Origin of the sequence: Phenylobacterium sp., assembly GCF_041913825.1 — a bacterium.
GTDB lineage: Bacteria > Pseudomonadota > Alphaproteobacteria > Caulobacterales > Caulobacteraceae > Phenylobacterium.
Genome location: NZ_JAYSEO010000005.1, coordinates 97,912 through 122,204, shown reverse-complemented (window position 1 = coordinate 122,204; position 24,293 = coordinate 97,912). Strand labels below are relative to the sequence as shown.

Genomic DNA, 24,293 nt, shown 5'->3' with positions numbered 1-24,293 from the left:
TGCTTACGAAGCCGTCTACACAACCTTGCCTGAGTCTTAAGGCGTGACCCGCGAGCCCCTTCCCGAGTGGCCGACCTTCGGCCTCACCGACGATGTCCGCCCGGCGCTGCGCCAGGCCCGCGACGCCGGCCGGCCGGTGGCCCTGGCCACGCTGATCGCGGTGGAGGGGGGCGGGCCCCGGCCGGTGGGGACCCAGATGGTCTTCGCCGAGGGCCTCGTCGCCGGCTACTTCTCGGGCGGCTGCGTGGAGAGCGACGTGGCCGACCACGCCTTCGCCTGCCTCGCGGACGGCGAGCCGCGCACCCTGATCTATGGCGAGGGGAGCCCCTGGCCCGACATCCGTCTGCTCTGCGGCGCCCGGATCGAGATCTTCCTGGAACGCGTCCCCTCGGACGACGGGGCGCTCGCCGAGCTGCTCGCGGCCGAGCGGGACCGGCGGCCGGTCACCTGGGTCAGCGACGGCAGGGCGCGGGCCTGCGCGCCCGAGCTGGAGCCCTGGCCGGAAGCCGCCGTCGAGCGGCTCTACGAGCCCACGCCCCGGCTGGCGGTGGTGGGCGGCGATCCCACCGCGCTCGCCATCGCCGAGCTCGGTCTCCGGGCGGGCTTCGAGACGACGCTGATCCGACCCAAGGGGCCGGAGGCGCCGCCGCCCATCCCGGGCCTCGCCTATCGCCGGGACGAGCCGGACGCGGCGCTCGCGGCGCTGGACCTCGATCCCTGGACCGCCGTGGCGGTGGCCACCCATGACCTCGAGACCGACCAGGCCGCGCTGCGGGCGGCGCTGCCGTCGGCGGCCGGCTACGTCGGATTGCTGGGGGCGCGAGCGCGGCTGCCCGAGCGGCTGGCGCGCCTGCGGGCGGCCGGCCTGCCCGAAGGTGCGCTGGCCCGGCTGCACGCGCCGATCGGCCTCGACATCGGCGGCAAGGCGCCCTTCGAGGTGGCGGTCTCGGTGATCGGGGAGATCGTCGCCCTGCGCTACGCGCGGGCCAGCGGCAGCACGTCGACCACCTCCCCCGCGGCGGCGGCCGGCGCTCCGGCCTGACGCCGGACCAGGGCGTCCGAGGCGGCGAAGACGCTGACCAGCGATGAGTCCTGGTCGCGGTAGGGCCGCACGGTCACCGCACCGCCTGCGTAGCCGAGCTTGGCCCGCATCCAGTGCTCGCGGGGGCCGTTGGCGGGCAGGGCCTGCTCCAACCGTGCGGGCACGGTGCGCGGCGCGGTGGGCGCGCCCTGGTAGGCCATCAGGATCGGCCGCAGGAACATCTCGGCGCAGACGAAGGCCGAGGCCGGATTGCCGGGCAGGCCGAGCATGCGGCGGCCGTCCTCCAGCACGCCGAAGAAGGTCGGCTTGCCCGGCCTGACGGCGACGCTCTCCACGCGGAAGGACAGGCCGAGCGCCAGGCCCGCCTGGCGGACGAGGTCGTGGTCGCCCACGGAAGCGCCGCCCAGCGTCACCACCAGGTCGGCGTCGGCGCCTCGCAAAGCCTCGATCACCGCGTCCAGGGCGTCGGCCACCGGCTTGGCGCGGGTCACCTCGGCGCCCCAGCCGCGCATCATGGCCGCCAGCGCGGGGGCGCCGGAGTCGTAGATCTGGAAGGGCCCGGGCTCGCCCGGCGCCTCGACGATCTCCTCGCCCGTGGAGAGCAGCGCCACCTTCGGCCGCCGCGCGACCAGCAGCTCCGCCCGTCCGGCCGAGGCCGCCAGCGACAGCCGCCAGGGGTCGATGGTCGCGCCCCGCTCGAGCAGCGCCTGGCCTCGCCGGAAATCGCCGCCGGCCGGCCGCACGTGCTCGCCGGCCGTGACGCCGGGCGCCTCGACCTCATTGCCGTTGCGCGTGCAGTCCTCCTGGATCACCACGGCGTCGCAGCCTGCCGGGACCGCCGCGCCGGTGAAGATCCGCACGGCCTCGCCCGGCCCGACGGCGGCGGCGTAGCCGTGTCCGGCCGCGCTCTCGCCGACGACGCGCAGCACGGCGGGGCAGTCGGCGGCGCGAACCGCATAGCCATCCATGGCCGAGGCCGCGAACGGCGGCTGGTCGCGCACTGCGGCCACGTCCTCCGCCAGGACCCGTCCCGGCGCCCCGGCGAGCGTCACCCGCTCGGGCGGCAGCGGCGCGACCTCGGCCAGCATCCGGGCGCGGGCGTCGTCGACGGGAAGCAGCCTCACGCCCGCCAGTCCCCCGACGTGCCGCCGGTCTTCTCCACCAGCCGGACCTGCTCGATGACCATGCCCTTCTCGGCCGCCTTGAGCATGTCGTAGAGCGTGAGCAGCGCCACCGAGGCGGCGGTCAGCGCCTCCATCTCGACGCCGGTCTGGCCGGTGGTCTTCACCCGGGCCGTGACGGAAAGCCCGCCCTCGGCGGGCTCCACCCGCACCTCCACCTTCGAAAGCGCCAGCGGATGGCACATGGGGATCAGGTCGGCGGTGCGCTTGGCGGCCATGACGCCGGCGATCTCCGCCACCGCGCGCACGTCGCCCTTACGCCCCTGTCCGGACAGGGCGAGGTCCAGCGTCTGCGGGCTCATCCGCAGGAAGCCCTCGGCCACCGCCTGGCGGGTGGTGACCGCCTTGTCGGAGACGTCGACCATGCGCGCGCGGCCGGCCTCGTCGATGTGGGTTAGGCGGGTCACTGCTCGAGGAGCCGGGGCATCAGCTCCACCATGTTGCAGGGCCCGTGGCGGCTGTCCAACTGGGCGGAGATCACCTTGTCCCAGCCGTCCTTCACCGCGCCGTTCGAGCCCGGCAGGCAGAAGACGAAGCAGCCCTTCACGATGCCGGCTAGCGCCCGCGACTGAAGCGTCGATAGGCCCACCGACTGGTAGCTGACCAGGTGGAAGATCACCGAGAAGCCGTCGATCTCCTTGTCGAACAACGGCCGGATGGCTTCGGGCGTCACATCGCGGCCGGTGATGCCGGTCCCGCCGGTGGTGACGATCGCCTCCACCCCCTGGTCCACCCATGCCAGCACCTGGCTGCGGATCGCCTCGACGTCGTCCGGCACGATGCCCTTCGCCACCAGCTCGTGGCCGGCGCCCTGCACCCGCTCGGCGAGCAGGCGGCCGGAGGTGTCGCTCTCCTCGTCGCGGGTGTCGGAGATGGTCAGCACGGCCACCCGCACGGCCTTGATCGGCTTGGCGGGGTCGATGCGGCCGCCGGGCGTGAGAACGGGGGCGTTCATGGGCGAGGCTCCTCTGTCGCATCCTTTCTAGCCCGGCCGGGTTGCGCATGGGTAGGTCCGGGCGAAGGTAGGCCGCAACCTCCTCGCCTTCCCCACGGTTAAGGTGGCGGGGGACGTACCGGCGAGCCGACCCGCACAACCTAGGGAGATGTCTATGCCCCCCTCGAGGCGCGAGGAGCTACTGTCGCGGGTCCGGGACAGCTACCCCGTGGTGGCGCCGGACCTCCTGCAGCCTCTGCTGCGGTTCATGACGGTGGAGCGCGAGCGCGTGGGCGGGGACACGGACAAGATCCTGGTGATGCTGGTGATCGCGGTGCGCACCACCCAGCATCCCGAATTCCGCGCCTTCACGACCGAGGAATTGATCGCCGGCGAGGTCGCCGTCCTGCCGTCGCTGGGGATCAACATCCGCTCCATCGCAGACTCCACCGGGATCCCCAAGGAGACGGTGCGCCGCAAGGTCGGCGAACTGATCGAGGCCGGCTGGCTGGTGAAGGAGGACAATCACCTGCGCTACACCGCTGAGGGCTTCAACGCCGTGGAGCCGGCCCGGCAGGCGATCGAGGAGATGGCCGTCCGCAACTACGAGGTCGTGCAGCGGTTGGCCGATGGCGACGGCTGAGCGCGCTCAATCCCACCGGGCGACGTCCGCGTGGTCCTCGGGGCGGGGCTCGATCCAGCGTTCGCCGTCCGGCCCGTGCTCCTTCTTCCAGAACGGGGCGCGGGACTTCAGGTAGTCCATCAGGAAGTCGCAGGCCTCGAAGGCGGCTCGCCTGTGTCGCGCCGCCGTGGCCACGAAGACGATCGCCTCGCCGGGCGCGATCCGGCCCACGCGGTGGAGGATGCGAAGGTCGTCGATCCCGAACCGCTGCCGGGCCTGCTCGGCGATCCGGCCGATCTCGGCCTCGGTGAAGCCTGGATAGGCCTCCAGCTCGAGAACCGCCGTGCGGCCGGCCTCGGCCCGGGCGATGCCGGTGAAGGTCGCCACCGCCCCCACTTCGCTGCGGTCGGCAGTGAACTCCGAGAGCAGCGCGCCCGGATCGAACGGCTCGTGCGACAGGCGGATCATCCGCCGCTCATCGGCGGCAGGAAGGCGACCTCGGCTCCGGCCGCCAGCGGGCGGTCGCCGCGCACGATGGCCTGGTCCAGCGCCACCTGCACGCCGGGCCCGCCGAGCGCCTCACCCAGGCGGGCGTCCTCGGCGGCGATCAGGGCCTTCAACCCGGCGATGGAGGCGGCGTCGATCTCCCGCTCCCGCCAGCCGGCGAGGTCGCGCAGCGGCCCGAACAGAAGCACCTTGGCCACGCCTCAGCCTCCCGTGGTCGACATGTGGCGGGCCACCGCCGGCGCCGCGGCGCGGGCGATGCGGAAGTCGTGCCCCCGGGGCTTGCCGGCGACCGCCAGCCGGATCGCCTCCACCAGGTCCTCGGCGGAGGCGCCGGCGCGGATCACGGCCCGGAGGTCCGAGGCGTCGTCCTGGCCGAGGCAGGTGTGCAGGGTTCCGGTGCAGGTCAGCCGCACGCGGTTGCAGGCCTCGCAGAAATTGTGGCTCAGCGGGGTGATGAAGCCGAGCCGCCCGCCGGTCTCGGCCACCTCCACGTAGCGGGCCGGCCCACCGGTGCTGAGCGGGATGTCGCGCAGGGTCCAGAAGCTTTCCAGCTCGGCGCGGAGCGCGGTGAGCGACAGGTACTGGTCCGTGCGGTCGGCCTCCACCTCGCCCATGGGCATGGTCTCGATCAGGGTCATGTCGCAGCCCCGGCCGTGCGCCCAGGCGATCAGCTCGGGCAGCTCGGCGGCGTTGTCGTCCTTCAGGGCCACGGCGTTGATCTTGACCCGCAGGCCGGCTGCCTGGGCGGCCTCGATCCCGGCCACCACCTTGGCGAGGTCGCCGCCGCGGGTCAGCCGGCGGAACAGGTCAGGCTTCAGCGTGTCGAGCGAGACATTGATCCGCCGCACGCCCGCGTCGGCGAGCTGGCCGGCGAACTCGGCCAGCCGCGTGGCGTTGGTGGTGAGGGTCAGCTCCTCCAGCGCGCCGGAGGAGAGGTGGCGGCCCAGGCTGCCGATCAGCCCCAGGACGCCCTTGCGGACCAGCGGTTCGCCGCCGGTGATCCGCAGCTTGCGGGTTCCCAGCGCCACGAACGCCGAGGCGATGCGGTCCAGCTCCTCGAGCGTCAGCACCTCCGCCTTCGGCAGGAAGGTCATGTGCTCGGCCATGCAGTAGACGCAGCGCAGGTCGCAGCGATCCGTCACGGAGACGCGCAAATAGGTGACCGCGCGGCCGAAGCCGTCCGTCAGCGCCTGGGGGCCTTGCCCCGGTATGGCGTCGTAGGGCGTCATAGGCCCTGCAAGATAGAGGGGATCAGGCCTTGGCGACAGGGGCGGACGCGACAGGACCCTTCGAGGCGGTGGTGCTGGCGGCCGGCGCGGGCTCCCGCTTCGGCGGCGGCAAGCTGCTGGCACCCTACATGGCCGGCGTATTGCTCGACGGCGCGCTGGCCGCCGCCTTCGCCGCGCCGGCCCGAAGCGTCACGGTGGTCACCGGCGCGGAGGAGGAGGCCGTGGCCCGCGCCGCCATCCGCCTGGCCGACCGCTTCGGCCAGCACGACCGCCTGCGCATGGTGCACGCCGCCGACTACGCGCAGGGCATGGCCCACAGCCTGCGCATGGGGGTCGCGAGCCTGCCGGCCGAGGCGGCGGGGGCCTTCGTCTTCCTGGGCGACATGCCGCGGGTGCCGCGCGAGGTGCTGCAACCCATGGCCGACGCGGTGCGGGCCGGCGCGCTGGCCGCCGCCCCGGTGTTCGCCGGCCGCCGCGGCAACCCGGTCCTGCTCGCGCGGTCGCTGTTCCCGCACGTCCTGGCGCTCAGCGGCGACGCCGGCGCCCGGGCGGTGCTGGCCGACCTCGGCGACCGCCTCGCCCGCGTGGAGGCCCCCGACGACGGCGTGCTCTACGACGTCGACCGGGTGGAAGACCTGCCGTCCTAGGCCTGTTTCACGAACGGCAGGCTGGTGGTCGGCTGGCCGGTCAGGGTGAGCAGCGCGTTGGCCACCGCCGGCGCGATCACCGGCGTCCCCGGCTCGCCGACCCCGCTGGGCGGGTTGGGCGAGGGGACGATGTAGGTCTCCACGGTCGGGGCCTCGGAGTTGCGCAGCACCCGGTAGGTGTCGAAGTTCTGCTGGTCCACCTTGCCCTCGGTGAGGGTGATGGCCCCGAACAGCGCCGCCGACAGCCCGTAGCAGGTGCCGCCCTCCATCTGGGCGGCGATCTGGTCGGGAGAGATCGCCGTGCCGCAGTCGATGGCGGTGACCACCCGGCCGACCTTGGGCTGGCCGTCGACCATCTGCACCTCCGCCACCTGGGCGACCACCGAGCCGAAGCTCTCGTGCACCGCCACCCCGCGCGTCCAGCCGGCCGGCGCCGGCGTCGTCCAGCCGGCCTTCTCGGCCGCCAGGTTCAGCACCGCCAGATGCCGGTTCGCGCCGGCCTTCACGTAGAGCGCCCGGCGGTACTCCACCGGGTCCTTGCCGGCCCGGCGGGCGAGCTGGTCGATGGTGTGCTCCATCACATAGGCCGTATGCGTGGCCCCGACCGAGCGCCACCACAGCACCGGCACACCGGCGTCGGGCGTGATCAGTTGGGCGTCCACCACCGGCGTCGCCTTGAGGTAGGGCGAGCCCTTGGCGCCCTCCACCGCGGTGTCGTCGATCTTCGGCGTGCCCATGGGCGAGCCCTTCATGATCGACTGGGTGACGATGCGGTGCCGCCAGGTGGCGGGGAAGCCCTCGGCGTCGGTGGTCACCCGCACCGCGTGATGCACCAACGGCCGGTAATAGCCGGCCTGCATGTCGTCCTCGCGGGTCCAGACCAGCTTCACCGGCCGGCCCTTGCCCACCTTCTTGGCGACGTGGACGCACTCGACCACGTAGTCCGACTGGAAGTTGGCGCGCCGGCCGAACGAGCCGCCGGCGAACAGGGTCTCCACCTCGATGGCTCCCGGCGCGTTCAGCACGATCTTCGCCGCGTTCATCTGGTCCATGGTGGGAATCTGCGAGCCGTGGATCAGCTTGCAGCGGTTGCCGTCCACGATCGCCACGCAGTCCAGCGGCTCCATGGAGGCATGGGCCAGGTAGGGGAAGTCGTAGGTGGTCTCGAGCGCCGCCGTCCCGCTGGCCGCCTGGGCGGCGTCGCCGCGCGCCTCGAAGCTGACCCACTCGGTCTTGGCGGGCGTCGTCCGGCCGGCGGCGATGTCGCGGAACAGGCTGGCGATCTGCGCCGAGCCGCGCGTCTCCGCCTCGGCCTCGTCCCAGGTGACCTTCAGGGCGTCGCGGCCCTGCCGGGCGGCCCAGGTGTTGTCCGCCACCACGGCCACGCCGGTCGGGATCTGGAACACGTCCACCACCCCGGCGACCTTGCGGGCGTCGGCGGCGTCGAAGCTCTTCACCTTGGCCCCGAAGCGCGGCGGGTGGGCGACCATGGCCACCAGCATGTTCGGCAGCCGGACGTCCTGGGTGAACCGGGCGGTCCCGTTGCTCTTGGCCACGGAGTCCTTGCGGCGCACCAGGTCGGTGCCGACCAGGGTGAAGGTCTTCGGGTCCTTCAGCGTCGGCGTCTGCGGCGGGCTGACCTTGCCGGCGTCCTCGAGGAGCTCGCCGAAGCCGGCCTGGCGGCTGGAGGCTGTGTGTCGAACCACGCCGTCCTGAACCGTGATCTCGCCCGCCGGCACGCCCCAGCGGCTGGCCGCCGCCTGGACGAACATCGCTCGGGCGGAGGCGCCCGCGGTGCGCAACTGCTGCCAGGAGTTGGCGATGGCGGTGGAGCCGCCCGTGCCCTGCACCCCCATCACCGTGTTGGCATAGACCTTGGCGTTGCCGGGGGCCTGTTCGACCCGGACCTTCGTCCAGTCGGCGCCCAGCTCCTCGGCGACGATGGCGGCGAGGCCGGCGTGGTTCCCCTGGCCGAACTCGATGTGCTTGGAGACGACGGTGACCCAGCCGTCCGGCGAGACCTTCAGGAAGGGACCGAAGGCGCCGAAGTCGCGCTTGGCGCCGATGCTCATCAGGTCGGCAGGCGAGCAGCCCACCAGCAGGGCGCCGCCGGCCAGCGTCGCGCCGACCGCCAGGGCCTCGCGCCGGGTGGCGCCGCGGGACAGGGCGTCGAGAGGCTTGTTCATGGTCGTCCTCCTCAGGCCTTGGGCGGCGGCACGGCCAGCGGCGCGGGGTTGACCGCGATCGGCGGCGGCGCGGCGGCGGCCATGCCGGCGGCGTCCTTGATGGCCGCGCGGATGCGCTGGTAGGTCCCGCAGCGGCAGACGTTGCCGTCCATGGCGGCGGAGATCGCCTCGTCGGTGGGCTGCGGCGTCGTGTTGAGCAGGGCGACCGCGCTCATGATCTGCCCCGACTGGCAGTAGCCGCACTGCGGCACGTCGTGCTTCACCCAGGCCTGCTGCAGCGGATGGCTTCCGCCGAGCCCCTCGATGGTGGTGATCTTCGAAGCCGCCACCGCCGAGATCGGCGTGGAGCACGAGCGCACCGGCTGGCCGTCGGCCAGCACCGTGCAGGCGCCGCACTGGGCCACGCCGCAGCCGTACTTGGTCCCGGTCAGCCCCAGTTCATCCCGCAGCACCCACAACAGGGGGGTCTCTGGCGCGGCCTGCACCTGCAGGGCGCGGCCGTTCACGTCGAGCGTTGCAGCCATGGTCGGTTACTTTCCCGGAACGCCTGTCCTTTGATCATCCTAACAGCGCTTAGACCGGACCGTAAGCCGCCGCGCCTTGCGCGCGGCCGTCGATGCGATAGCAATGCTCAGCGACACGAGCCCATACCGATATTTCTAAGGAGAGCCCGCTTGCTTCGTCCGCTTCTCGCCCTCGCCGCCCTCGGTCTCGCCGCGACCCCGGCGCTCGCCGCCGACGGCGAGCAACTGTTCAACATGCAGTGCAAGATGTGCCACGCGGGCGGCCCGATGGGCCCGTCTCTCGTCGGCGTCGCGGGGGCGAAGATCGCCGCGAAGCCGGGGTTCAACTACTCGCCCGCGCTCAAGGCCAAGGAAGGGACCTGGACCGACGCCAACCTGGACGCGTTCCTCAAGGCGCCCACCCAGTTCGCGCCCGGCACCCGCATGATGATCTCGGTGCCCTCCGAGGAAAGCCGCCAGGCGGTGATCGCCTACCTCAAGACCCTGAAGTAAGATCGGGCGCATGGACGCCTTCCCCGCCTTCTTTCCCCTCGCCGGCCGCACTGTGGTGATCGCGGGGGCGGGAGAGGGCGCGGAGGCGAAGGCGCGCCTGTTCGACGGCTCGCCGGCGCAGGTGCGGCGGCTCGATGGCCCCGAAGCTCTCGATCCCGCCGGCTACGCCGGGGCGGCCCTGGCCTTCGTCGCCAGTCCGGACGACGCCTTCGCCGAGGCCGCCGCGGCGGCCGCACGACAGGCCCACGTGCCCGTCAACGTCGTCGACCGCCCCGCGCTCTGCGACTTCACCACGCCCGCGGTGATCGACCGTGGCGAGGTGGTCGCCGCAATCGGCACGGCCGGCGCCTCGCCGATGCTCGCCACCCTGCTGCGCCACGACATCGAGGCCCGGGTGCCGGAGGGCGCCGGCCGCGTGGCCGCCCTGTTCCGCAACCTGCAGGAGGAGGTGCGCCGCGCCCTGCCCGAGGCGCACCGCCGCCGGGCCTTCCTGCGCGCCGCCCTGACAGGCCCGGCCGCCCAGGCGGCGTTGTCGGGCGACATGGAGGCCGCCGCGCGTCGCCTGCGCCAGGCGCTGCAGGAGGACGCGCCCAGCCTGGGCGTGGTGCAGGTGCTGGACGCCCGCGGCCCGGCCGAGCACCTGACCCTCAAGGCGAGCCGCGCGCTGGCCGCCGCCGACGTGCTGGTCTGCGATCCGGGGGTCGATCCCAACATCGTCTCCCTGGCCCGCCGCGACGCCGAGCGCCTGGCTCCGGCCGCGCTCTCCGCCGAGCGGCTTCGGTCCCTGGTCGAGGACGGCATGCGGGTCGTGCGCCTGCACGAGGGGCACGTGCCCACCGACGACTTCGCCGACGCCGGCGTGACCATCGAGGTCCTGCCGGTGGTGGAGGCCTGAGCCGGCCTACTCGTCGAGCGGCCGGCCCTTCGTCTCGGGCAGGAAGAAGAGGCAGGTGAGCACGCTGATCAGCGTGAACACGAACGGGAACCACAGGCCGGAATAGATGTCGCCCACCGCCGTCACGATGGCGAAGGCGCTGAACGGCACGAAGCCGCCCACCCAGCCGGTGCCGATGTGGTAGGGCAGGGACATGGCCGTGTAGCGGATCCGCGTCGGGAACAGCTCCACCAGGCAAGCCGCGATGGGGCCGTAGAGCGCGGTCGCGGCGACCACGAAGATCATCAGCACACCGAAGGCGCCCAGCAGGTTCATCCGCGCCGGGTCGGCCTTCTCCGGATAGCGGGCCATGGCCAGGCCCTGCTTGATCTGCCGCTCGACGGAGGCCTTCAGCGCCTTGGCCACCTCGGGCGGCTGGCCGCTGGCGTCCACGGAGTTGACGATCGCGCCGCCGATCCGGACCTGGGCCGGGGCGCCGGGCGCGCCGGGCTGGGTCTCGTAGGAGACGCCGGCGTTGGCCAGCGTGCTCTTGGCGATGTCGCAGGAGGTGACGAACTGCGCCTTGCCCACCGGATCGAACTGCAGCGAGCAGTCCGCGGGGTCGGCGACCACCACCACCGGGGTGCGGGCTTCGGCCTCGGAAAGCGCCGGGTTCAGGGTCTGCGACAGCAGGTGGAAGCCGGGGAAGTAGGCCACCAGCATCAGCGTCATCCCGAACAGCATCACCGCCTTGCGGCCGAGCTTGTCCGAGAGCCAGCCGAAGAAGACGTAGAGCAGGGCGCTGGCCGCCGTGGCGCTGAGCATCAGGGTGTTGATGGTCGCCGGCGGGACCTTCAGGAACCGCTCCATGAAGGTCTGCACGTAGAAGAAGGCGGTGTACCAGACGGCCCCTTGCGCGAACATGATCGCCGCCAGGGCGATGATCACCAGCCGCAGGTTCGACCAGGTGCCGAACGCCTCCTTGAACGGCGCCTTGGAGTGGGAGCCCTCCTCCTTGATCTTGGCGAAGGTCGGGCTCTCGGAGAGCTTCAGGCGCATCCAGACCGAGACGGCCAGCAGCAGGGCCGAGACCAGGAACGGGACCCGCCAGCCCCAGGCGTCGAACGCCTCCGGCCCGGCGGTCTCGCCGACCACCACCCGCGTGGCGAGGATCACCAGCAGGGCGCCGAACAGCCCGATGGCGGCGGAGGTCTGCACCCAGCTCGTCGAGCGGCCGCGAGCGTCGACCGGGGCATGCTCGGCCACGTAGATCGCCGCCCCGCCGTACTCGCCGCCCAGGGCGATCCCCTGGATGATGCGCATCAGCACCAGCAGGGCCGGCGCAATCAGCCCCGCCTGCTCGTAGCTCGGCAGCAGGCCGATGGCGAAGGTCGCCCCGCCCATCATCAGCACCGTGGCCATGAAGGCGCCCTTCCGCCCCACGCGGTCGCCGATGCGCCCGAAGATCAGCGCGCCCAGCGGCCGGAACAGGAAGCCCGCGCCGAACATGGCCAGGGCCGCGATGTAGCCGGCGGTCTCCGGCAGGCCGGAGAAGAAGGTCCGGGAAATGACCTGGATCAGGCTGCCGAAGACGAAGAAGTCGTACCACTCGAACGCCGTGCCTGCGGCGGACGCGGCGACCACGGTGGTCAGCGACGTTTCCTTCTTCTCGACGTTCTCGACGCCAGACTGCCCTGCGGTCGTTTCCGCCATTCGGTTCCTCCCCGGTTGCACCTGCTGTAGCACCGCTCGGCGAAGCCTTGGAAGGCGGCGTCGAGAATGGACAGGCGCGGGCGAACCGCCCGAGGCTGGGGCCGTTCTGGACGGGCCAACGGAGAACGCGTCTTGCAGGACATGAGGGACTACCCGGAAGGGCGGCTGGAGTATGTGGCCGCGCCGGCCGCGGCCGTTCGGCCGCCGCCGCCCCCGGAGCCCCCGCCGCCGGAAGACGCCCGCTCGGTCTGGCGTCGCCGGCCGCTGCAGATCGCGCTGGGCGCGGTCGCCGCGCTGGTCGTGACGATGCTCTGGCTGAGCTGGGCCCTGCCGGTGGGCCGCGCCCTCGAGCCGTTGGAGAGTCCGACGCTGGTGCTGGTCACCGCGGACGGCAAGCCGTTCGCAAGGCGCGGCTCCTACAAGGAGGCGCCGGTGGACGTGGCGGAGCTGCCGGAGCACGTGCCGGGCGCCTTCGTCGCCATCGAGGACCGGCGCTTCTACCGCCACCTCGGCCTCGACCTGCGCAGCATCGCCCGCGCAGCCATGACCAACGCCGAGGAGGGTGAGATCCGCCAGGGCGGCTCCACCATCACCCAGCAGCTCGCCAAGAACGCCTTCCTCACCAACCGCCAGACCCTACGTCGGAAAGCCCAGGAGGCGCTGATCGCGCTCTACCTGGAAGCGCGGCTGTCGAAGGACGAGATCCTCTCCCGCTACCTCTCCTCGGTCTATTTCGGCGACGGGGTGTTCGGCCTGCGGGCTGCGGCCCGGCACTACTTCGACAAGACGCCCGAGCAACTGACGGTGGGCGAGGCCGCCATGCTGGCCGGGGTGGTGAAGGCGCCCTCCAGGCTTGCCCCCACCGAGGACTTCGAGGCCGCCCAACGGCGCCAACGCGTCGTCCTGGCCGCCATGGCCGACCAGGGGATGATCACGTCCCAGCAGGCGCGGCAGGCTCGTCGCGTGCGCTTGCGCGAGGGCCGCGCCGTCCTGCCGGTGGGCTCCTACTTCGCCGACTGGATCTCGGCCGAGACCAAGCGCGCCTTCGACCGCGGCTATGGCGAGGTGCGGGTGCAGACCACGCTCGACTCGGTGCTCCAGGCCCAGGCCCAGCGGGCGGTGCGCCGGGCCATCGCCGGCGCGCGGGGTCAGCGGGCCTCCCAGGCGGCGCTGGTGGCCATGCGCACCGACGGTCGCGTGGTCGCCATGGTCGGCGGCCTCGATTACCAGCAGAGCCAGTTCAACCGGGCCACCCAGGCGATGCGCCAGCCCGGCTCGGCCTTCAAGCTGTTCGTCTACCTCGCGGCGCTTCGGCGCGGCTACACGCCCGACAGCGCCATCCTCGACGCCCCGCTGCGCCTCGGCGACTGGACCCCGCAGAACCACGAGGGCGAGTACGCCGGCCGGCCGGTGCCGCTGCGCGACGCCTTCGCCCGCTCCAGCAATGTGGCCGCGGTGCGGCTGTCCGAACAGGTCGGCCGCCAGAATGTGATCCGCGCCGCCCGCGACCTCGGCGTCCGCTCGCCGATCCCCGGCGACCCGACCATCGCGCTCGGCACTTCCCAGATGTCCTTGCTGGAGCTCACCTCGGCCTATGCGGCGGTCGCCGCCGGTCGCACCCCGGTGACGCCGCGCGGCCTGCTGGCCGAGCCGCGATACGGCCCGTTCGGCGGCCCGCCCCGGCCGCGGGCGCTGGGCGCCCGGGAGCGCGACGGCCTGCTCGTCCTGCTGCGTGACGTGGTCACCCGCGGGACCGGGACGGGCGCCGCCCTGCGCACGCCGGTCTACGGCAAGACCGGCACCAGCCAGGACTACCGCGACGCGTGGTTCGTCGGCTTCACCGGGGACCTGGTGGTCGGAGTCTGGGTCGGCAACGACGACAACTCGCCCATGAACCGCGTGACCGGCGGCAGCATCCCCGCACGGATCTTCCGTGACTTCACGGGCTTTGCGGCCTCCCGCCAGGACTTCCGGGAGCCTGCGCCCGCGGCGCCCACCACCGAGACGCTGGACCTCGAGGCGATCGCGCCCGAGCCGCTGGAGCTGCCGCCGCTGGGCGGCGAGCCGACCGACGAGGCGCCGCTCGAGGTGCCGCCGGACGCCGGCTTCGGCGTGCCGCCGGTGACGGTGCGGCCCGAGGACCTGGCGGTCCCGCCGCCGCCGGTGGACGAGCCTGCGCCCGCCGAGGAGCCGGCGGAGGAGCCCGCGACCTAGCGGGGATCAGGCCGCGACGGCGCCGTCCGGGGACCCGACCGCGTCGCGGCCCTGGGCGATGCGGGCGATCTCGGCGATCAGCGCGGCCGGGGAGATCGGCTTGCCGACCACCCCGTCCATGCCCGCGTCCAGATAGGCCTGCCGCTGGTGCGACAGGACGTTGGCGGTCAGCGCGATGACCGGCGCCTCGGCGGCCGGCCCGTTCAGCGCCCGGATCCGCCGCACGGCCTCCAACCCGTCGATGCCCGGCATCTGCACGTCCATGAGGATCAGGTCGAAGCCGCCGCGCGCGGCGGCGTCCACACCGAGATAGCCGTCGGCGGCGGTCTCCACCGCGGCGCCGAGCTGCTCCAGCATCTTGGTGGCGATCATCCGGTTGGTGGCGTTGTCCTCGACCACCAGCACGCGGACGCCGTCGAGCACCGCCTGCGGGGTGTCCTCGGCGCGCGCCTCGGCCTGCGCCGGCTCGGCGGTGACCTCCAGCCAGAAGGTGGACCCCTGGCCCTCGGTGGAGCTGAAACCCACCTCGCCGTCCATCATCTCGGCCAGGCGCTTGGTGATCGCCAGGCCGAGCCCCGTGCCTCCGAACCGCCGGGTGGTGGAGGCGTCGCCCTGATCGAAGCGCTGGAAGATCCGCGGCTGAGCGGCCGCGGGGATGCCCACGCCGGTGTCCTGCACCTCGAACCGCAGCCGACCGCGCGCCGGGGCGGAGCAGCGGATGGTGACGTGGCCGGTCTCGGTGAACTTCACCGCGTTGCCCACCAGGTTGAACAGCGCCTGGCGCAGGCGGACCGGGTCGGACCGGACCCAGCCGATGGCCGGATCCGTCTCCAGCCGCAGCTCCAGGCCCTTGGCCTGCGCCTGCGGGCGCAGCAGGCGCGCGACGCCGTCGGCCAAGGCGGACGGCTCGATCGGCTCGCAGGCGAGCTCCAGCCGGCCGGCCTCGATCTTCGAGAAGTCCAGCACGTCGTTCAGCAGCTCGGCCAGCATGTGGCCGCAGTTCAGCGCCTCCTCGAGCATCACCCGCCCGTCGTCGCTGAGGTCCTCGGCGCGGAGGAGCTGCAGCACGCCCATGACGCCGTTCAGCGGCGTGCGGATCTCGTGGCTCATGTTGGCCAGGAAGGCGGCCTTGGCCTCGCCGGCGGCTTCGGCGGCGCGCTGCGCCTCGATCAGCGCCAGCTCCTGCTTCTTGTGGGCGTCGAAGTCGTGGATCAGGCCCACCGCCTTCAGCCAACGGCCGTTCCGGCCGACCTTCAGGTGGTGCACCACGCGCACCCAGCGCTCCTCGCCGTCCTCGCGCACGATGCGGGCCTCGAAGGCCTCGCCGGAGTCCTTGCTGCCGGCGTGCAGGGCGCGGAACGAGGCGCGGACGTGATCCAGGTCGTCCGGATGGAACCCGGGATAGCGAAGCTGGGTGGCCTCCTCGTAGGTGCTGCGCCGGCCCTTGCCGGTGAGCCGCTTGAACTCGGGCGAGCACCAGAAGGTCTTGTTGACGTGATCGATCTCGTAGACGCCGGCGCCGGCGGCCTCGAGGGCCAGCTTCAGGCGCTTGGCGTTCTGCAGCGCGTCGCGGCGGGCCTGGCGCATGATCCGCTCGCCCAGCCGGGCGGCGTCGCGGGCGTCGGCCAGCTCGGTGATGTCCTGCGACAGGCCCTTCAGCGCGTAGCGGCCGCCGGGCCGCGGCTCGGTGTGGATGGTGGCCCGCACGGTGATCCAGCGGCCGTCCTTGCGCCTGAGCCGGTGCTCGACCTGGGTGGGTTCGCCGCTGAACGTCGCCCCCAGCAGCACCTCCATCACCCCGCGGCGCTCCGAGCGGTCGAGGCAGGCCGCGAACTTCTCCCCGGTGTCCACGTCGCCGCGACCGTAGCCGGTGAGCGCCAGGAGTTCGTCCGACCAGTGGATGCTGTTGTCCTCGGGATCGTAGGACCACAGGCCCACGCCGGACGCCGCGCCCAGCAGCTTGCGCTCCCGCCGGGTGGTCTCGATCTCGGCCTCCCGCGCGATCTCGGCCGTGGCGTCGCGCATCGTCACGATCATCGCGCCGTCGGCCATCTTCTTGCTGCGGGCGGAGACCCACAGCCAACCGCCATCGCGCATGAGCAGGCGCGTGCGGCTCTCGCGCACCTCGCCGGCGGCCATCTCGGCCACGCGCTGCTGGACGGCCGTCAGGTCGTCGGGGTGGATCAGCTCGCGCATCGAGCGGCCGATCAACTCGGCCTCGCGCCAGCCGGTGACGCGCTCCCACGCCGGATTCACCAGGCGCAGGACGCCGCCCGGACCGGCCACGTGCATGAGGTCGCCGCTGTTCTCGAACAGCCAGCGGATCATCTCATCCTTGCAGGCGGCGCCTTCGGCCGGTTGACCCATGCGTTCCCCTCAACCGGAGGACGCTACCATTAGCCTGGTAAACGTAACGTTTGGGCCCGCTGCGACTTTTTAGAACGCGTTCTCGCCTGTGATCGCCCGGCCGAGGATCAGCGCGTGCACGTCGTGGGCGCCCTCGTAGGTGTTCACCGTCTCGAGGTTCGAGGCGTGCCGCATCACGTGGTACTCGCCCGAGATCCCGTTGCCGCCGTGCATGTCGCGGGCGACGCGGGCGATGTCGAGCGCCTTGCCGCAGTTGTTGCGCTTCATCATCGAGATCGCCTCCGGCACCCACGCGCCCTCGTCGATCAGCCGCCCGAGCGCCAGCGCGCCCTCGAAGCCCAGCGCGATCTCGGTGGACATGTCGGCGAGCTTCCGCTGCACGAGCTGGCGCGAGGCCAGGGTGCGGCCGAACAGCGAGCGGCTGGAGGTGTAGTCCCGCGCCGCATGGAAGCAGAACTCCGCCGCGCCCATGGCCCCCCAGGCGATGCCGTAGCGCGCCTTGTTCAGGCACGAGAACGGTCCGCGCAGGCCCTTCACGCCCGGCAGCATCATGTCCTCCGGCACGAACACGTCCGACAGCGCGATCTCGCCGGTGACGGAGGCCCGCAGGCTGAGCTTGTTCTGGATCTTCGGCGTCTCGAAGCCTTCGGCCCCGCGCTCCACCAGGAAGCCGCGGATGGTGTCGTCCAGCTTCGCCCAGACCAGCGCCACGTCGCTGATCGGCGAGTTGGTGATCCACATCTTCGCCCCGTTGAGGACGTAGCCGCCGTCGACCTTCTTCGCGACGGTGCGCATCGAGGCCGGATCCGAGCCGCCATCCGGCTCGGTCAGGCCGAAGCAGCCGATGATCTCGCCCTTCGCCATGCCGGGCAGGAACTTGCGCTTCTGCTCCTCGGAGCCGAAGGCGTAGATCGGGTACATCACCAGCGAGGACTGCACGCTCATGGCCGAGCGGTAGCCGCTGTCGATCGCCTCGATCTCGCGGGCGATCAGGCCGTAGGCGACGTGGTTCACTCCGGCGCAGCCGTACTCCTCGGGCAGCGTCGGCCCGAGAAAGCCCAGCTCGCCCATCTCGGTCATGATCTCGCGGTCGAACCGCTCCTCCGCGTAGGCCGAGACCACGCGGGGCAGCAGCTTCTCGCGGGCGTAGGCGCGGGCGGCGTCCCACACCATCCGCTCCTCTTCCGAGAGCCGCGACGCGAGGTCCAGGGGATCGTCCCAGCGATAGGTCTTCTGGCTGGCGCCGGTGTCGAGCGGCATGGGAGGTCCTCCTGGCTTGCGAGCGCCTTATGACCGCAAATCTCGCCGCCGGGTAGGCCCTCGGCGGCCTAGAGCTCGGCCCACATCCGCAGAAGGTTGTGATAGGCCCCGGTGAGCGAGACCAGCTCCGGGGCGCCCGCGCCGACCCGGCCGGAGAGCTGCTGGATCGCGAGGTCCATTTGGAACAGCAGCGACCGCTGCTCGTCGCTGCGCACCAGGCTCTGGATCCAGAAGAAGCTCGACACCCGCGCGCCGCGGGTCACCGGCGTCACCCGGTGCAGGCTGGAGGCGGGATAGAGGATCATGTCGCCGGCGGGCAGCTTCACCTCGTGGGCGCCGAAGGTGTCCTCCACCACCAGCTCGCCGCCCTCGTACTCCGCGGGTTCGGTAAGGAAGAGGGTCGCCGACAGGTCGGTGCGGATCCGCACCGCGCCGTCGCGGCTCTGGCGGATCGCGTTGTCCACGTGCATGCCGAAGGACTCGCCGCCGGCGTATCGGTTGAACAGCGGCGGGAAGACGATCTGCGGCAGGGCCGCGGCCACGAACAGCGGATTGGCCGACAACGCGTCGAGGATGCGCCCGCCCGCCGCTGCCGCGGCCGGCGAACCCTCGGGGAGCTGGGCGTTGCGCTTGGCGAGCGCGGCCTGGGCGCCGGAGGTCTGGTTGCCGTCCACCCAGGGCGCGGCGTCGATCGCCGCCCGGATCTCGGCGACCTGCGCCTTGGTCAGGACCTCGGGGATGTGAAGCATCATGGCGGGGCCACCTTAGGATCTCCGCAGGCCGGATGCGAAGCGGCCCCGCCTCGGGGAGGAGAGACGGGGCCGCGCATCCGCTACGGACCGGGTCAGTAGCGGACGTTCAGGGTCAGGATGGCCTGGCGGGCCGGGCCGTAGTCGGCGTGGTGCACGCCGTTCGTCCGGATGATGTAGTCCTCGTCGGCGACGTTCTGGACGTTGAGCTGCAGGTCGACGTTCTCGCGCAGCCGGTAGGAGGCGAAGGCGTCGAAGCGCCAGTAGGACGGGGCGAACACCTGGTTGGCGCCGCCGCCGGCGCCGCCCTGGTTCCCGCCGAAGCTCTTCGAGACGTAGTAGGCGCCGCCGCCGAGCGTGAAGGCGTCCGTGACCTCGTAGGTGGTGAACAGGCTGAAGCTGTGCTTCGGCGTGTTGGCCAGCGGGTCGCCCTCGTTGATGATGTTGTAGGCCCCGCGGACGAGCTCGCTGTCCTGATAGGTGTAGCCGCCGAACACGTCCCAGCGGTCCGTCACTGCGCCGGTGACGCCGATCTCGACGCCCTTGGCCTCGGCCTCGCCGACCTGGGCGTAGACGCCGGCCGACACCTGGATCTGGGCGTTCTCCCGCTTCAGGTCGAAGTAGGTGATCGAGGCGCTCAGCCGCTCGCCGAAGAACGCCGCCTTTGCGCCGACCTCGAAGTTGGTCACCTCCTCCGGGTCGAGGAGGACGTTGGCCAGGTTGCCCGTGCCCGTCCCCATGCCGGTGTTCTGGTCGCCGGAGGCGATGGTCGGCGGCGTCGAGGTCGTGGCGTAGGCGACGTAGACGCTCGAGGTCTCGGTCGGCTTGTAGACCAGGCCCACCTGGTAGTTGGTGAAGTCCCAGTCGCCCTTGCGCGGGGTGAGGGTCGTGCCCGTGATGACGCCGTTGGCGCTGGTGACCGCCACGTCGGTGCCCTTCACCGAGTAGCTGTCGTGGCGGATGCCGAGGTTCAGCAGCCACTTGTCGCCGAACGAGATGGTGTCGAAGGCGTAGACACCCACCGTCTCGGTGATGTTCCGCGAGGGGTCCGGGCGGGCGATGATCCCCTGCCACGGATCGTTCGGGTTGGGCGCGAAGACCCGCGTGCAGTCCCCGACCCCGAGGTTGTTGGTGGCCCCGGTGAAGCCCGCCGGGCAGGGGGCGCCGGCGGTGGTGTAGATCACATACGCGGCGTTCTTGTTCTTCTCGCGGCTCAGCTCGAGGCCAACGTCATAGCTGTGCGAGATGAAGCCGGTGTCGAACTTGCCGTAGACGTCGGTGACGTTGGCGATCGTGCGGGTCGGGTTCCAGCGCGACTTGGTCCCGCGCTTCATCCAGTACTCGCCGCCGACGAGCTGGGCCACGCCGCCGTCGCCCGGGTTGGTGACCACGTAGTCGTTGAGCGTCTTCGAGGCGCGGAAGACGTTGCGGATCTTGAAGGCCTCCGAGACGTCGTGCTCGAAAATCAGGGTCCCGATATCGGCCTGGGTCTTCTGGAAGTCGCGGGCCTCGAGGCCGTAGAAGCTGTCGCGCGGCACGTCGAGCACGCCGCTCTCGGTCCTGGGCAGGCCCGGGATCTTGGTGAACAGCGACACGCCGTAGTCCGGCAGGTCGTCGGTGCGCAGGTGGTAGTAGAGGAAGGTCGCGCGGGTCTCCGTGCCGAGGCCGGTGGAGACGCCCGCCAGGACGCCGTAGCGGCTGAAGTTGGCCGCGTCGCGCCCGGGGCTGTCGTTGTCCATCCCCATGACGTTCAGGCGGACGGCCGAGGTGTCGCCGAGCTGGTAGTTCGCGTCGATCACGCCGCGGTAGTAGTTGTCAGTGCCCACCGACGCCTGGGCATTGACGAAGCTGTCCAGGCGCGGCCGCTTGGTGGTCAGGTTGATGCTGCCGCCGCCCGAACCTCGGCCGGAGTAGGCGCTGTCGGCGCCCTTCACCACCTCGACCTGCTCGATGGCGAACACCTCGCGCATCTGGCCGCCGGTGTCGCGCACGCCGTCGACGAAAATGTTGTTGCCCGAGGCCTGCCCGCGGATGAACGGCCGGTCGGCCAGCGGCTGGCCGCCTTCGCCCGCGCCGAAGGTGATGCCGGGCGAGGTGCGCAGGATGTCGGTCAGGGAGGTGGCGGCGGTCTGCTCGATCACCTGGCGCGGGATGACCGTGACGCTGCGCGGCGTGTCGATAAGCGGGGCGGTGAACTTGGGGGCGTCGGGCTCGCGGTGGCGGCCGCCGGTCACGTCCACGCCCGACAGCTCGGCGGGCGCCGGCGCGTCGGCGGCCGTGGCGATGGCGGTCTCCTCGGCGTGCGCGACGGCGCCCATCGACAGGCCGGCCACGCTGGCGGCGGCGAAGACGAGCGCGGACTTCTTGCGTGCGACGACGCCCTTGCTGAACGACATGTCCCCCGTACCCTCAGACTGCAAATTAGAATGCGAAGCGTTCTTATTTGCAGCTTTGCGATGGCGCAATGAGAATCGTTCGCAACAGCGGGATTGGTCCGCCCACGCCGCAACCAAGGCCGGTGTTCGGTGTTCCGTCTGCGAGGGGCGATGCGCGCCCGAGGACCTGTCGCCGATGCCGACCAGCGGCGTTTTCGAGATCGTGAAGCCCTTCCTCTGGATGGCGTTCGCCGCCTTCCTCGTCGGGTTCTTCAGCTACTTCCTGTTCAACGAGCCGTCGCCAGCCTTCGCCCAGCAGCCCGAGGCCTGGTCCTCGTCGGTCTCGGGCCCGTCCTCCGACGAGTGGAACATCGTCAAGCACATCTGACGACGACGGCGTTCAGCCGCCGCGCGCTACGAACCAACCGTTCCGGAACCCCTGTTCCGCCTTGCCGTAGGTGAAGGCCTCGCCCTCCGGCGTCCGCACCGACCCGCCCGCGGCCTCCAGCACCGCGTGCCCCGCGGCGATGTCCCATTCCATGGTCGGCCCCTGGCGCACGTAGATGTCGGCCGCGCCCTCGGCGATGCGGCAGAACTTGATGGAAGAGTCCATCGGCTCGCGGCGGTCGAATCCGTACTGCTCGGCGAGCTTCTGGGCGGTCTCGTCCTTCATGGTGTGGCTGACCAGCGCCAGCGCCTCGCCGGTCGGCCAGGGCCGCACCCGCACCGGCTCGGCGGCGCCGCCGTCGCGGCGCTTGAGCGCCCGTCCGCCGGCCGTCCACCAGACCTCACCGGTCGGCGGGGCGGCGACCGCGCCGGCCACCGGGCGGCCGTTCTCGATCAGACCGATGTTGACCGTGAAGTGCGGGTCGCCGCGGACGAAGGCCTTGGTGCCGTCCAGCGGATCCACCAGGAAGAACCGTGGCCCGATGGCGTCGGGCGTGCCGACTTCGCTGGCGTCCTCTTCCGAGATCACCGGCACGCCGGGGAAACGGCGCGCCAGATGCTCCAGGATCAGGGCCTCGCCGCGGCGGTCGGCCTCGGTCACCGGGCTCTCGTCGGCCTTGTGGATCACCGTCAGGCCCGAGCGCCACAGCGGCAGGATCAGCCGCGCCGCGGCGTCGCAGATCTCCGCCAGGGCCTCGCCCACGTCATTGTCGGTGCCGGTCAAACTCACGCCCTCGGATCGTCGCCCACGAACTCCAGCCTCACGACCGCGGCGTCGATCACCTGCTTGCCGGCGTGCTCGAAGTTCACCGTCACCCGCCGCCCGGCCACCGACTGCACCTGACCCAGCCCCCAGTCCTCGTGGACGGGGTGCCGCACCAGGACGCCGGGCTCCAGGAACGGATCGGAAAACGGCTCCATGGCGGGCTCTCTTATGGGGCGGCGGGCGTTTTCCAAAGGCTCAAATCACCTCAAGGTCCGCGGCCATGAGCGACACCCCGAGTTCCTCCGCCGCCGCGCCGGTGCGCACCGCCGAGCTGACCGCCTACATCGCCGCGCGCATGTGCCACGACTTCATCAGCCCGGCCTCGGCGATCGTCTCGGGCCTCGACCTGCTGGACGATCCCTCCGCGCAGGACATGCGCGAGGAGGCCATGGGCCTGATCGCCACCTCGGCCCGCAAGCTCGCCGACCTGCTGGCCTTCACCCGCGTGGCCTTCGGCGCCTCGGCTTCGGCCGAGACCTTCGACGTGCGCGAGCTGGAGAAGCTGGCGCGCGGCATCTTCGGCCACATGCGCGCCGAGCTGGAGTGGCTCGTGGAGACCCCGGCCGTGAACAAGCCGGCGGCGCGCACGCTCCTGAACCTCGCCCAGCTCGCCGGCGCGGCCCTGCCGACCGGCGGCGTGGCCAAGGTGCGGGCCGTGCAGGAGGGCGCTGCCATCGCGATCGCCGTTGAAGCCACCGGGCCCAGGGCGCGGCTGCGGCCTGAGGTGCTCGCGGGCCTGCAGGGCCAGCCGCTCGGCGAAGGCCTGCATGGCCACTGGGCCCAGGCCTACTACGTGCACCTGTTCCTCACCGACGCCGGCGGCCGGGTGTTCGCCGACGTGACGGAAGAGAAAGTGACCTTCGCGGCCACCGTGCCGGCCTGACTCTCACCGGTCCTTAACCAAGCCCGCGCGACAAACGCCCTGAAGGAAGGGCGACCGCGTTTTGAAGACCTGCCTCGTCGTCGACGACAGCCGCGTGATCCGCAAGGTGGCGCGCCGCATCCTCGAGGAGCTCGGCTTCGAGGTGGCGGAGGCGGCCGACGGCGCGGAGGCGCTGTCCTGGTGCCGGGTGGTGATGCCCGACGTGGTGCTGCTCGACTGGCAGATGCCGGTGATGGGTGGCCTCGACTTCCTGCGCCGGCTGCGGCTGGAGCCCGGCGGCCAGGCCCCCAAGGTGGTCTTCTGCTCGGTGGAGAACGACCTCGACCGCATCCGCGAGGCCCTCGACGAGGGCGCCGACGAATACATCATGAAGCCCTTCGACGGGGAGATCATGGCCTACAAGCTAGCGGCGGCCGGGGTGAGCGCATGACGCCCGGCGAGCGCGCCCTTGTGGCCCGGCTGTGCGAGCAGCGCGCCGGCCTCGCCGTGGATCCGGCCAGGGACTACCTGATCGAGAGCCGGCTCGCCCCCGTCGCCCGCCGCGAGGGCTTCGGCTCGGTGGCCGAACTGCTGCAGGCGCTCCGCGACCGCGAGGAGGAGCGGCTGGTCTGGGCGGTGGTGGAGGCCATGGCCCACCGCGACGCCAGCTTCTTCCGCGATCCCGAGGTGTTCGCCCTGCTGCGCGACCAGGTGCTGCCGACGCTGGCCCGCCAGCGTGACGGCGAGCCTGTGCGGGTGTGGTGCGCGGCCTGCGGCTCGGGCCAGGAGGTCTATTCGCTGGCGATGATGCTGGCCGATGCTCCGATCGCCGGCACGCGGGTGGAGCTGTTCGCCTCGGAGCTCTCCGAGCGGGAGCTCGAGAAGGCGCAGGGCGGGCTCTACTCCCAGTTCGAGGTGCAGCGCGGCCTGCCCGCCCGGCTGCTGGTCCGGCACTTCGAGAAGCGCGACGAGGCCTTCGCCCTCTCCCCGCGCGTACGCCAGATGGTGCGCTGGCGGCGCGCCAATCTGCTGGAGGACGCCGCCCGGCTCGGCCGCTTCGACGTGGTGGTTTGCCGCCAGGTGCTGCCCGGGCTGACCGAGGCCGCGCGCGAGCAGGTGCTGGCCGGCCTCTCGGGGGCGGTCGCCGAGGGCGGCTGCCTGGTGCTTGGGGCGGGAGAGGCGGAGGCGCCGCCTGGCTTCGGTTCGCTCGGGCTGCCGGGAGTCTACGGCGCGGCCGAAGCGGCCCGCGCGGCCGCCTGACCCCGAAACGGCAGAAGCCCCGCCGCCTCTCGGCGACGGGGC

Annotated in this window: 25 protein-coding genes; 10 read left to right on the top strand and 15 right to left on the bottom strand. The window is 71.9% G+C overall.

The genetic code is table 11. The annotated features are described in order from the left end of the window. The first annotated feature begins 43 nt into the window (after window positions 1-43). Window positions 44-1,042: an XdhC family protein gene (locus ACE3Q8_RS05405; protein ID WP_374469224.1), complete on the top strand. Its 999-nt coding sequence runs from the start codon at window positions 44-46 to the stop codon at window positions 1,040-1,042. Here ACE3Q8_RS05405 and glp read toward each other — a convergent pair. From glp to moaB, 3 genes are read right to left on the bottom strand one after another with little or no spacing between them, the layout of a single operon-like run. Further along, the gene (glp, locus tag ACE3Q8_RS05400; protein ID WP_374469223.1) at window positions 976-2,166 is read right to left on the bottom strand and encodes a gephyrin-like molybdotransferase Glp; all 1,191 of its coding nucleotides are present in this window, start codon (window positions 2,164-2,166) and stop codon (window positions 976-978) included. The two genes, ACE3Q8_RS05405 and glp, sit on opposite strands and share 67 nt — an antisense overlap. Further along, window positions 2,163-2,630: a cyclic pyranopterin monophosphate synthase MoaC gene (moaC, locus tag ACE3Q8_RS05395; RefSeq protein ID WP_374469222.1), complete on the bottom strand. Its 468-nt coding sequence runs from the start codon at window positions 2,628-2,630 to the stop codon at window positions 2,163-2,165. The genes glp and moaC overlap by 4 nt, the downstream gene beginning before the upstream one ends. Then, complete coding sequence (moaB, locus tag ACE3Q8_RS05390; RefSeq protein ID WP_374469221.1) at window positions 2,627-3,178, bottom strand: molybdenum cofactor biosynthesis protein B; 552 nt, start codon at window positions 3,176-3,178, stop codon at window positions 2,627-2,629. The genes moaC and moaB overlap by 4 nt, the downstream gene beginning before the upstream one ends. Window positions 3,179-3,332: 154 nt before the next feature. Between moaB and ACE3Q8_RS05385 the strand changes: the two genes are divergently transcribed. Further along, entirely contained in the window at window positions 3,333-3,800 is a 468-nt protein-coding gene (locus ACE3Q8_RS05385) for a hypothetical protein (protein WP_374469220.1), read from the top strand. 6 nt (window positions 3,801-3,806) lie between these two features. Here ACE3Q8_RS05385 and ACE3Q8_RS05380 read toward each other — a convergent pair whose 3' ends face one another. From ACE3Q8_RS05380 to moaA, 3 genes are read right to left on the bottom strand one after another with little or no spacing between them, the layout of a single operon-like run. After that, window positions 3,807-4,247, bottom strand: coding sequence for a molybdenum cofactor biosynthesis protein MoaE (locus tag ACE3Q8_RS05380; protein WP_374469219.1), 441 nt, complete (start codon window positions 4,245-4,247; stop codon window positions 3,807-3,809). Beyond that, complete coding sequence (locus ACE3Q8_RS05375) at window positions 4,244-4,483, bottom strand: MoaD/ThiS family protein (protein WP_374469218.1); 240 nt, start codon at window positions 4,481-4,483, stop codon at window positions 4,244-4,246. Before ACE3Q8_RS05375 ends, ACE3Q8_RS05380 begins: the two co-directional genes overlap by 4 nt. A gap of 3 nt (window positions 4,484-4,486) precedes the next feature. After that, window positions 4,487-5,515: a GTP 3',8-cyclase MoaA gene (gene moaA, locus ACE3Q8_RS05370; RefSeq protein ID WP_374469217.1), complete on the bottom strand. Its 1,029-nt coding sequence runs from the start codon at window positions 5,513-5,515 to the stop codon at window positions 4,487-4,489. A 29-nt stretch (window positions 5,516-5,544) separates the two neighbouring features. Here moaA and ACE3Q8_RS05365 point away from each other — a divergent pair, with 29 nt between their 5' ends. Further along, window positions 5,545-6,162, top strand: a complete 618-nt coding sequence (locus ACE3Q8_RS05365) for an NTP transferase domain-containing protein (protein WP_374469216.1) — start codon at window positions 5,545-5,547, stop codon at window positions 6,160-6,162. Here the strand turns inward: ACE3Q8_RS05365 and ACE3Q8_RS05360 are convergent. Beyond that, complete coding sequence (locus ACE3Q8_RS05360; RefSeq protein WP_374469215.1) at window positions 6,159-8,348, bottom strand: molybdopterin cofactor-binding domain-containing protein; 2,190 nt, start codon at window positions 8,346-8,348, stop codon at window positions 6,159-6,161. The two genes, ACE3Q8_RS05365 and ACE3Q8_RS05360, sit on opposite strands and share 4 nt — an antisense overlap. An 11-nt stretch (window positions 8,349-8,359) precedes the next feature. After that, a complete protein-coding gene (locus ACE3Q8_RS05355) occupies window positions 8,360-8,872 on the bottom strand; it encodes a (2Fe-2S)-binding protein (protein WP_374469214.1) in 513 nt (170 codons plus the stop codon). Window positions 8,873-9,022: 150 nt separating this feature from the next. On the opposite strand from ACE3Q8_RS05355, the gene ACE3Q8_RS05350 reads away from it, so the two are divergent. Further along, on the top strand, window positions 9,023-9,364 hold the full coding sequence (locus ACE3Q8_RS05350; protein ID WP_374469213.1) for a cytochrome c family protein: 342 nt from the start codon (window positions 9,023-9,025) through the stop codon (window positions 9,362-9,364). 10 nt (window positions 9,365-9,374) lie between these two features. Beyond that, the gene (locus ACE3Q8_RS05345; protein ID WP_374469212.1) at window positions 9,375-10,259 is read left to right on the top strand and encodes an NAD(P)-dependent oxidoreductase; all 885 of its coding nucleotides are present in this window, start codon (window positions 9,375-9,377) and stop codon (window positions 10,257-10,259) included. A gap of 6 nt (window positions 10,260-10,265) precedes the next feature. Here ACE3Q8_RS05345 and ACE3Q8_RS05340 read toward each other — a convergent pair whose 3' ends face one another. Continuing rightward, complete coding sequence (locus ACE3Q8_RS05340) at window positions 10,266-11,951, bottom strand: MFS transporter (RefSeq protein ID WP_374469211.1); 1,686 nt, start codon at window positions 11,949-11,951, stop codon at window positions 10,266-10,268. A 141-nt stretch (window positions 11,952-12,092) separates the two neighbouring features. On the opposite strand from ACE3Q8_RS05340, the gene ACE3Q8_RS05335 reads away from it, so the two are divergent. Then, on the top strand, window positions 12,093-14,165 hold the full coding sequence (locus ACE3Q8_RS05335; protein WP_374469327.1) for a transglycosylase domain-containing protein: 2,073 nt from the start codon (window positions 12,093-12,095) through the stop codon (window positions 14,163-14,165). Between the two features lie 6 nt (window positions 14,166-14,171). Here ACE3Q8_RS05335 and ACE3Q8_RS05330 read toward each other — a convergent pair whose 3' ends face one another. The 4 genes from ACE3Q8_RS05330 to ACE3Q8_RS05315 all read right to left on the bottom strand — a co-directional run bounded on the left by ACE3Q8_RS05330 (window position 14,172) and on the right by ACE3Q8_RS05315 (window position 20,937). Beyond that, on the bottom strand, window positions 14,172-16,532 hold the full coding sequence (locus ACE3Q8_RS05330) for a PAS domain S-box protein (protein ID WP_374469210.1): 2,361 nt from the start codon (window positions 16,530-16,532) through the stop codon (window positions 14,172-14,174). Between the two features lie 69 nt (window positions 16,533-16,601). Next, window positions 16,602-17,792 carry an acyl-CoA dehydrogenase gene (locus ACE3Q8_RS05325; RefSeq protein WP_374469209.1) on the bottom strand — a complete coding sequence of 397 codons (1,191 nt, stop codon included), beginning with the start codon at window positions 17,790-17,792 and terminating at the stop codon, window positions 16,602-16,604. Between the two features lie 68 nt (window positions 17,793-17,860). After that, entirely contained in the window at window positions 17,861-18,544 is a 684-nt protein-coding gene (locus ACE3Q8_RS05320; protein WP_374469208.1) for a Fe2+-dependent dioxygenase, read from the bottom strand. A 92-nt stretch (window positions 18,545-18,636) separates the two neighbouring features. After that, complete coding sequence (locus ACE3Q8_RS05315) at window positions 18,637-20,937, bottom strand: TonB-dependent receptor (protein ID WP_374469207.1); 2,301 nt, start codon at window positions 20,935-20,937, stop codon at window positions 18,637-18,639. A gap of 175 nt (window positions 20,938-21,112) precedes the next feature. Between ACE3Q8_RS05315 and ACE3Q8_RS05310 the strand changes: the two genes are divergently transcribed. Then, window positions 21,113-21,304 carry a hypothetical protein gene (locus tag ACE3Q8_RS05310; protein WP_374469206.1) on the top strand — a complete coding sequence of 64 codons (192 nt, stop codon included), beginning with the start codon at window positions 21,113-21,115 and terminating at the stop codon, window positions 21,302-21,304. A gap of 12 nt (window positions 21,305-21,316) precedes the next feature. On the opposite strand, the gene cysQ is transcribed toward ACE3Q8_RS05310, so the two are convergent. Next, window positions 21,317-22,093 carry a 3'(2'),5'-bisphosphate nucleotidase CysQ gene (cysQ, locus tag ACE3Q8_RS05305; protein ID WP_374469205.1) on the bottom strand — a complete coding sequence of 259 codons (777 nt, stop codon included), beginning with the start codon at window positions 22,091-22,093 and terminating at the stop codon, window positions 21,317-21,319. Continuing rightward, window positions 22,090-22,284, bottom strand: coding sequence for a DUF3553 domain-containing protein (locus ACE3Q8_RS05300; RefSeq protein ID WP_374469204.1), 195 nt, complete (start codon window positions 22,282-22,284; stop codon window positions 22,090-22,092). The genes cysQ and ACE3Q8_RS05300 overlap by 4 nt, the downstream gene beginning before the upstream one ends. A 65-nt stretch (window positions 22,285-22,349) precedes the next feature. Here ACE3Q8_RS05300 and chpT point away from each other — a divergent pair, with 65 nt between their 5' ends. From chpT to ACE3Q8_RS05285, 3 genes are all read left to right on the top strand, one after another. After that, entirely contained in the window at window positions 22,350-23,012 is a 663-nt protein-coding gene (chpT, locus tag ACE3Q8_RS05295) for a histidine phosphotransferase ChpT (protein WP_374469203.1), read from the top strand. Between the two features lie 61 nt (window positions 23,013-23,073). Beyond that, window positions 23,074-23,442, top strand: coding sequence for a response regulator (locus ACE3Q8_RS05290; protein WP_374469202.1), 369 nt, complete (start codon window positions 23,074-23,076; stop codon window positions 23,440-23,442). Then, on the top strand, window positions 23,439-24,251 hold the full coding sequence (locus tag ACE3Q8_RS05285; protein ID WP_374469201.1) for a protein-glutamate O-methyltransferase CheR: 813 nt from the start codon (window positions 23,439-23,441) through the stop codon (window positions 24,249-24,251). The genes ACE3Q8_RS05290 and ACE3Q8_RS05285 overlap by 4 nt, the downstream gene beginning before the upstream one ends. Window positions 24,252-24,293 lie beyond the last annotated feature (42 nt).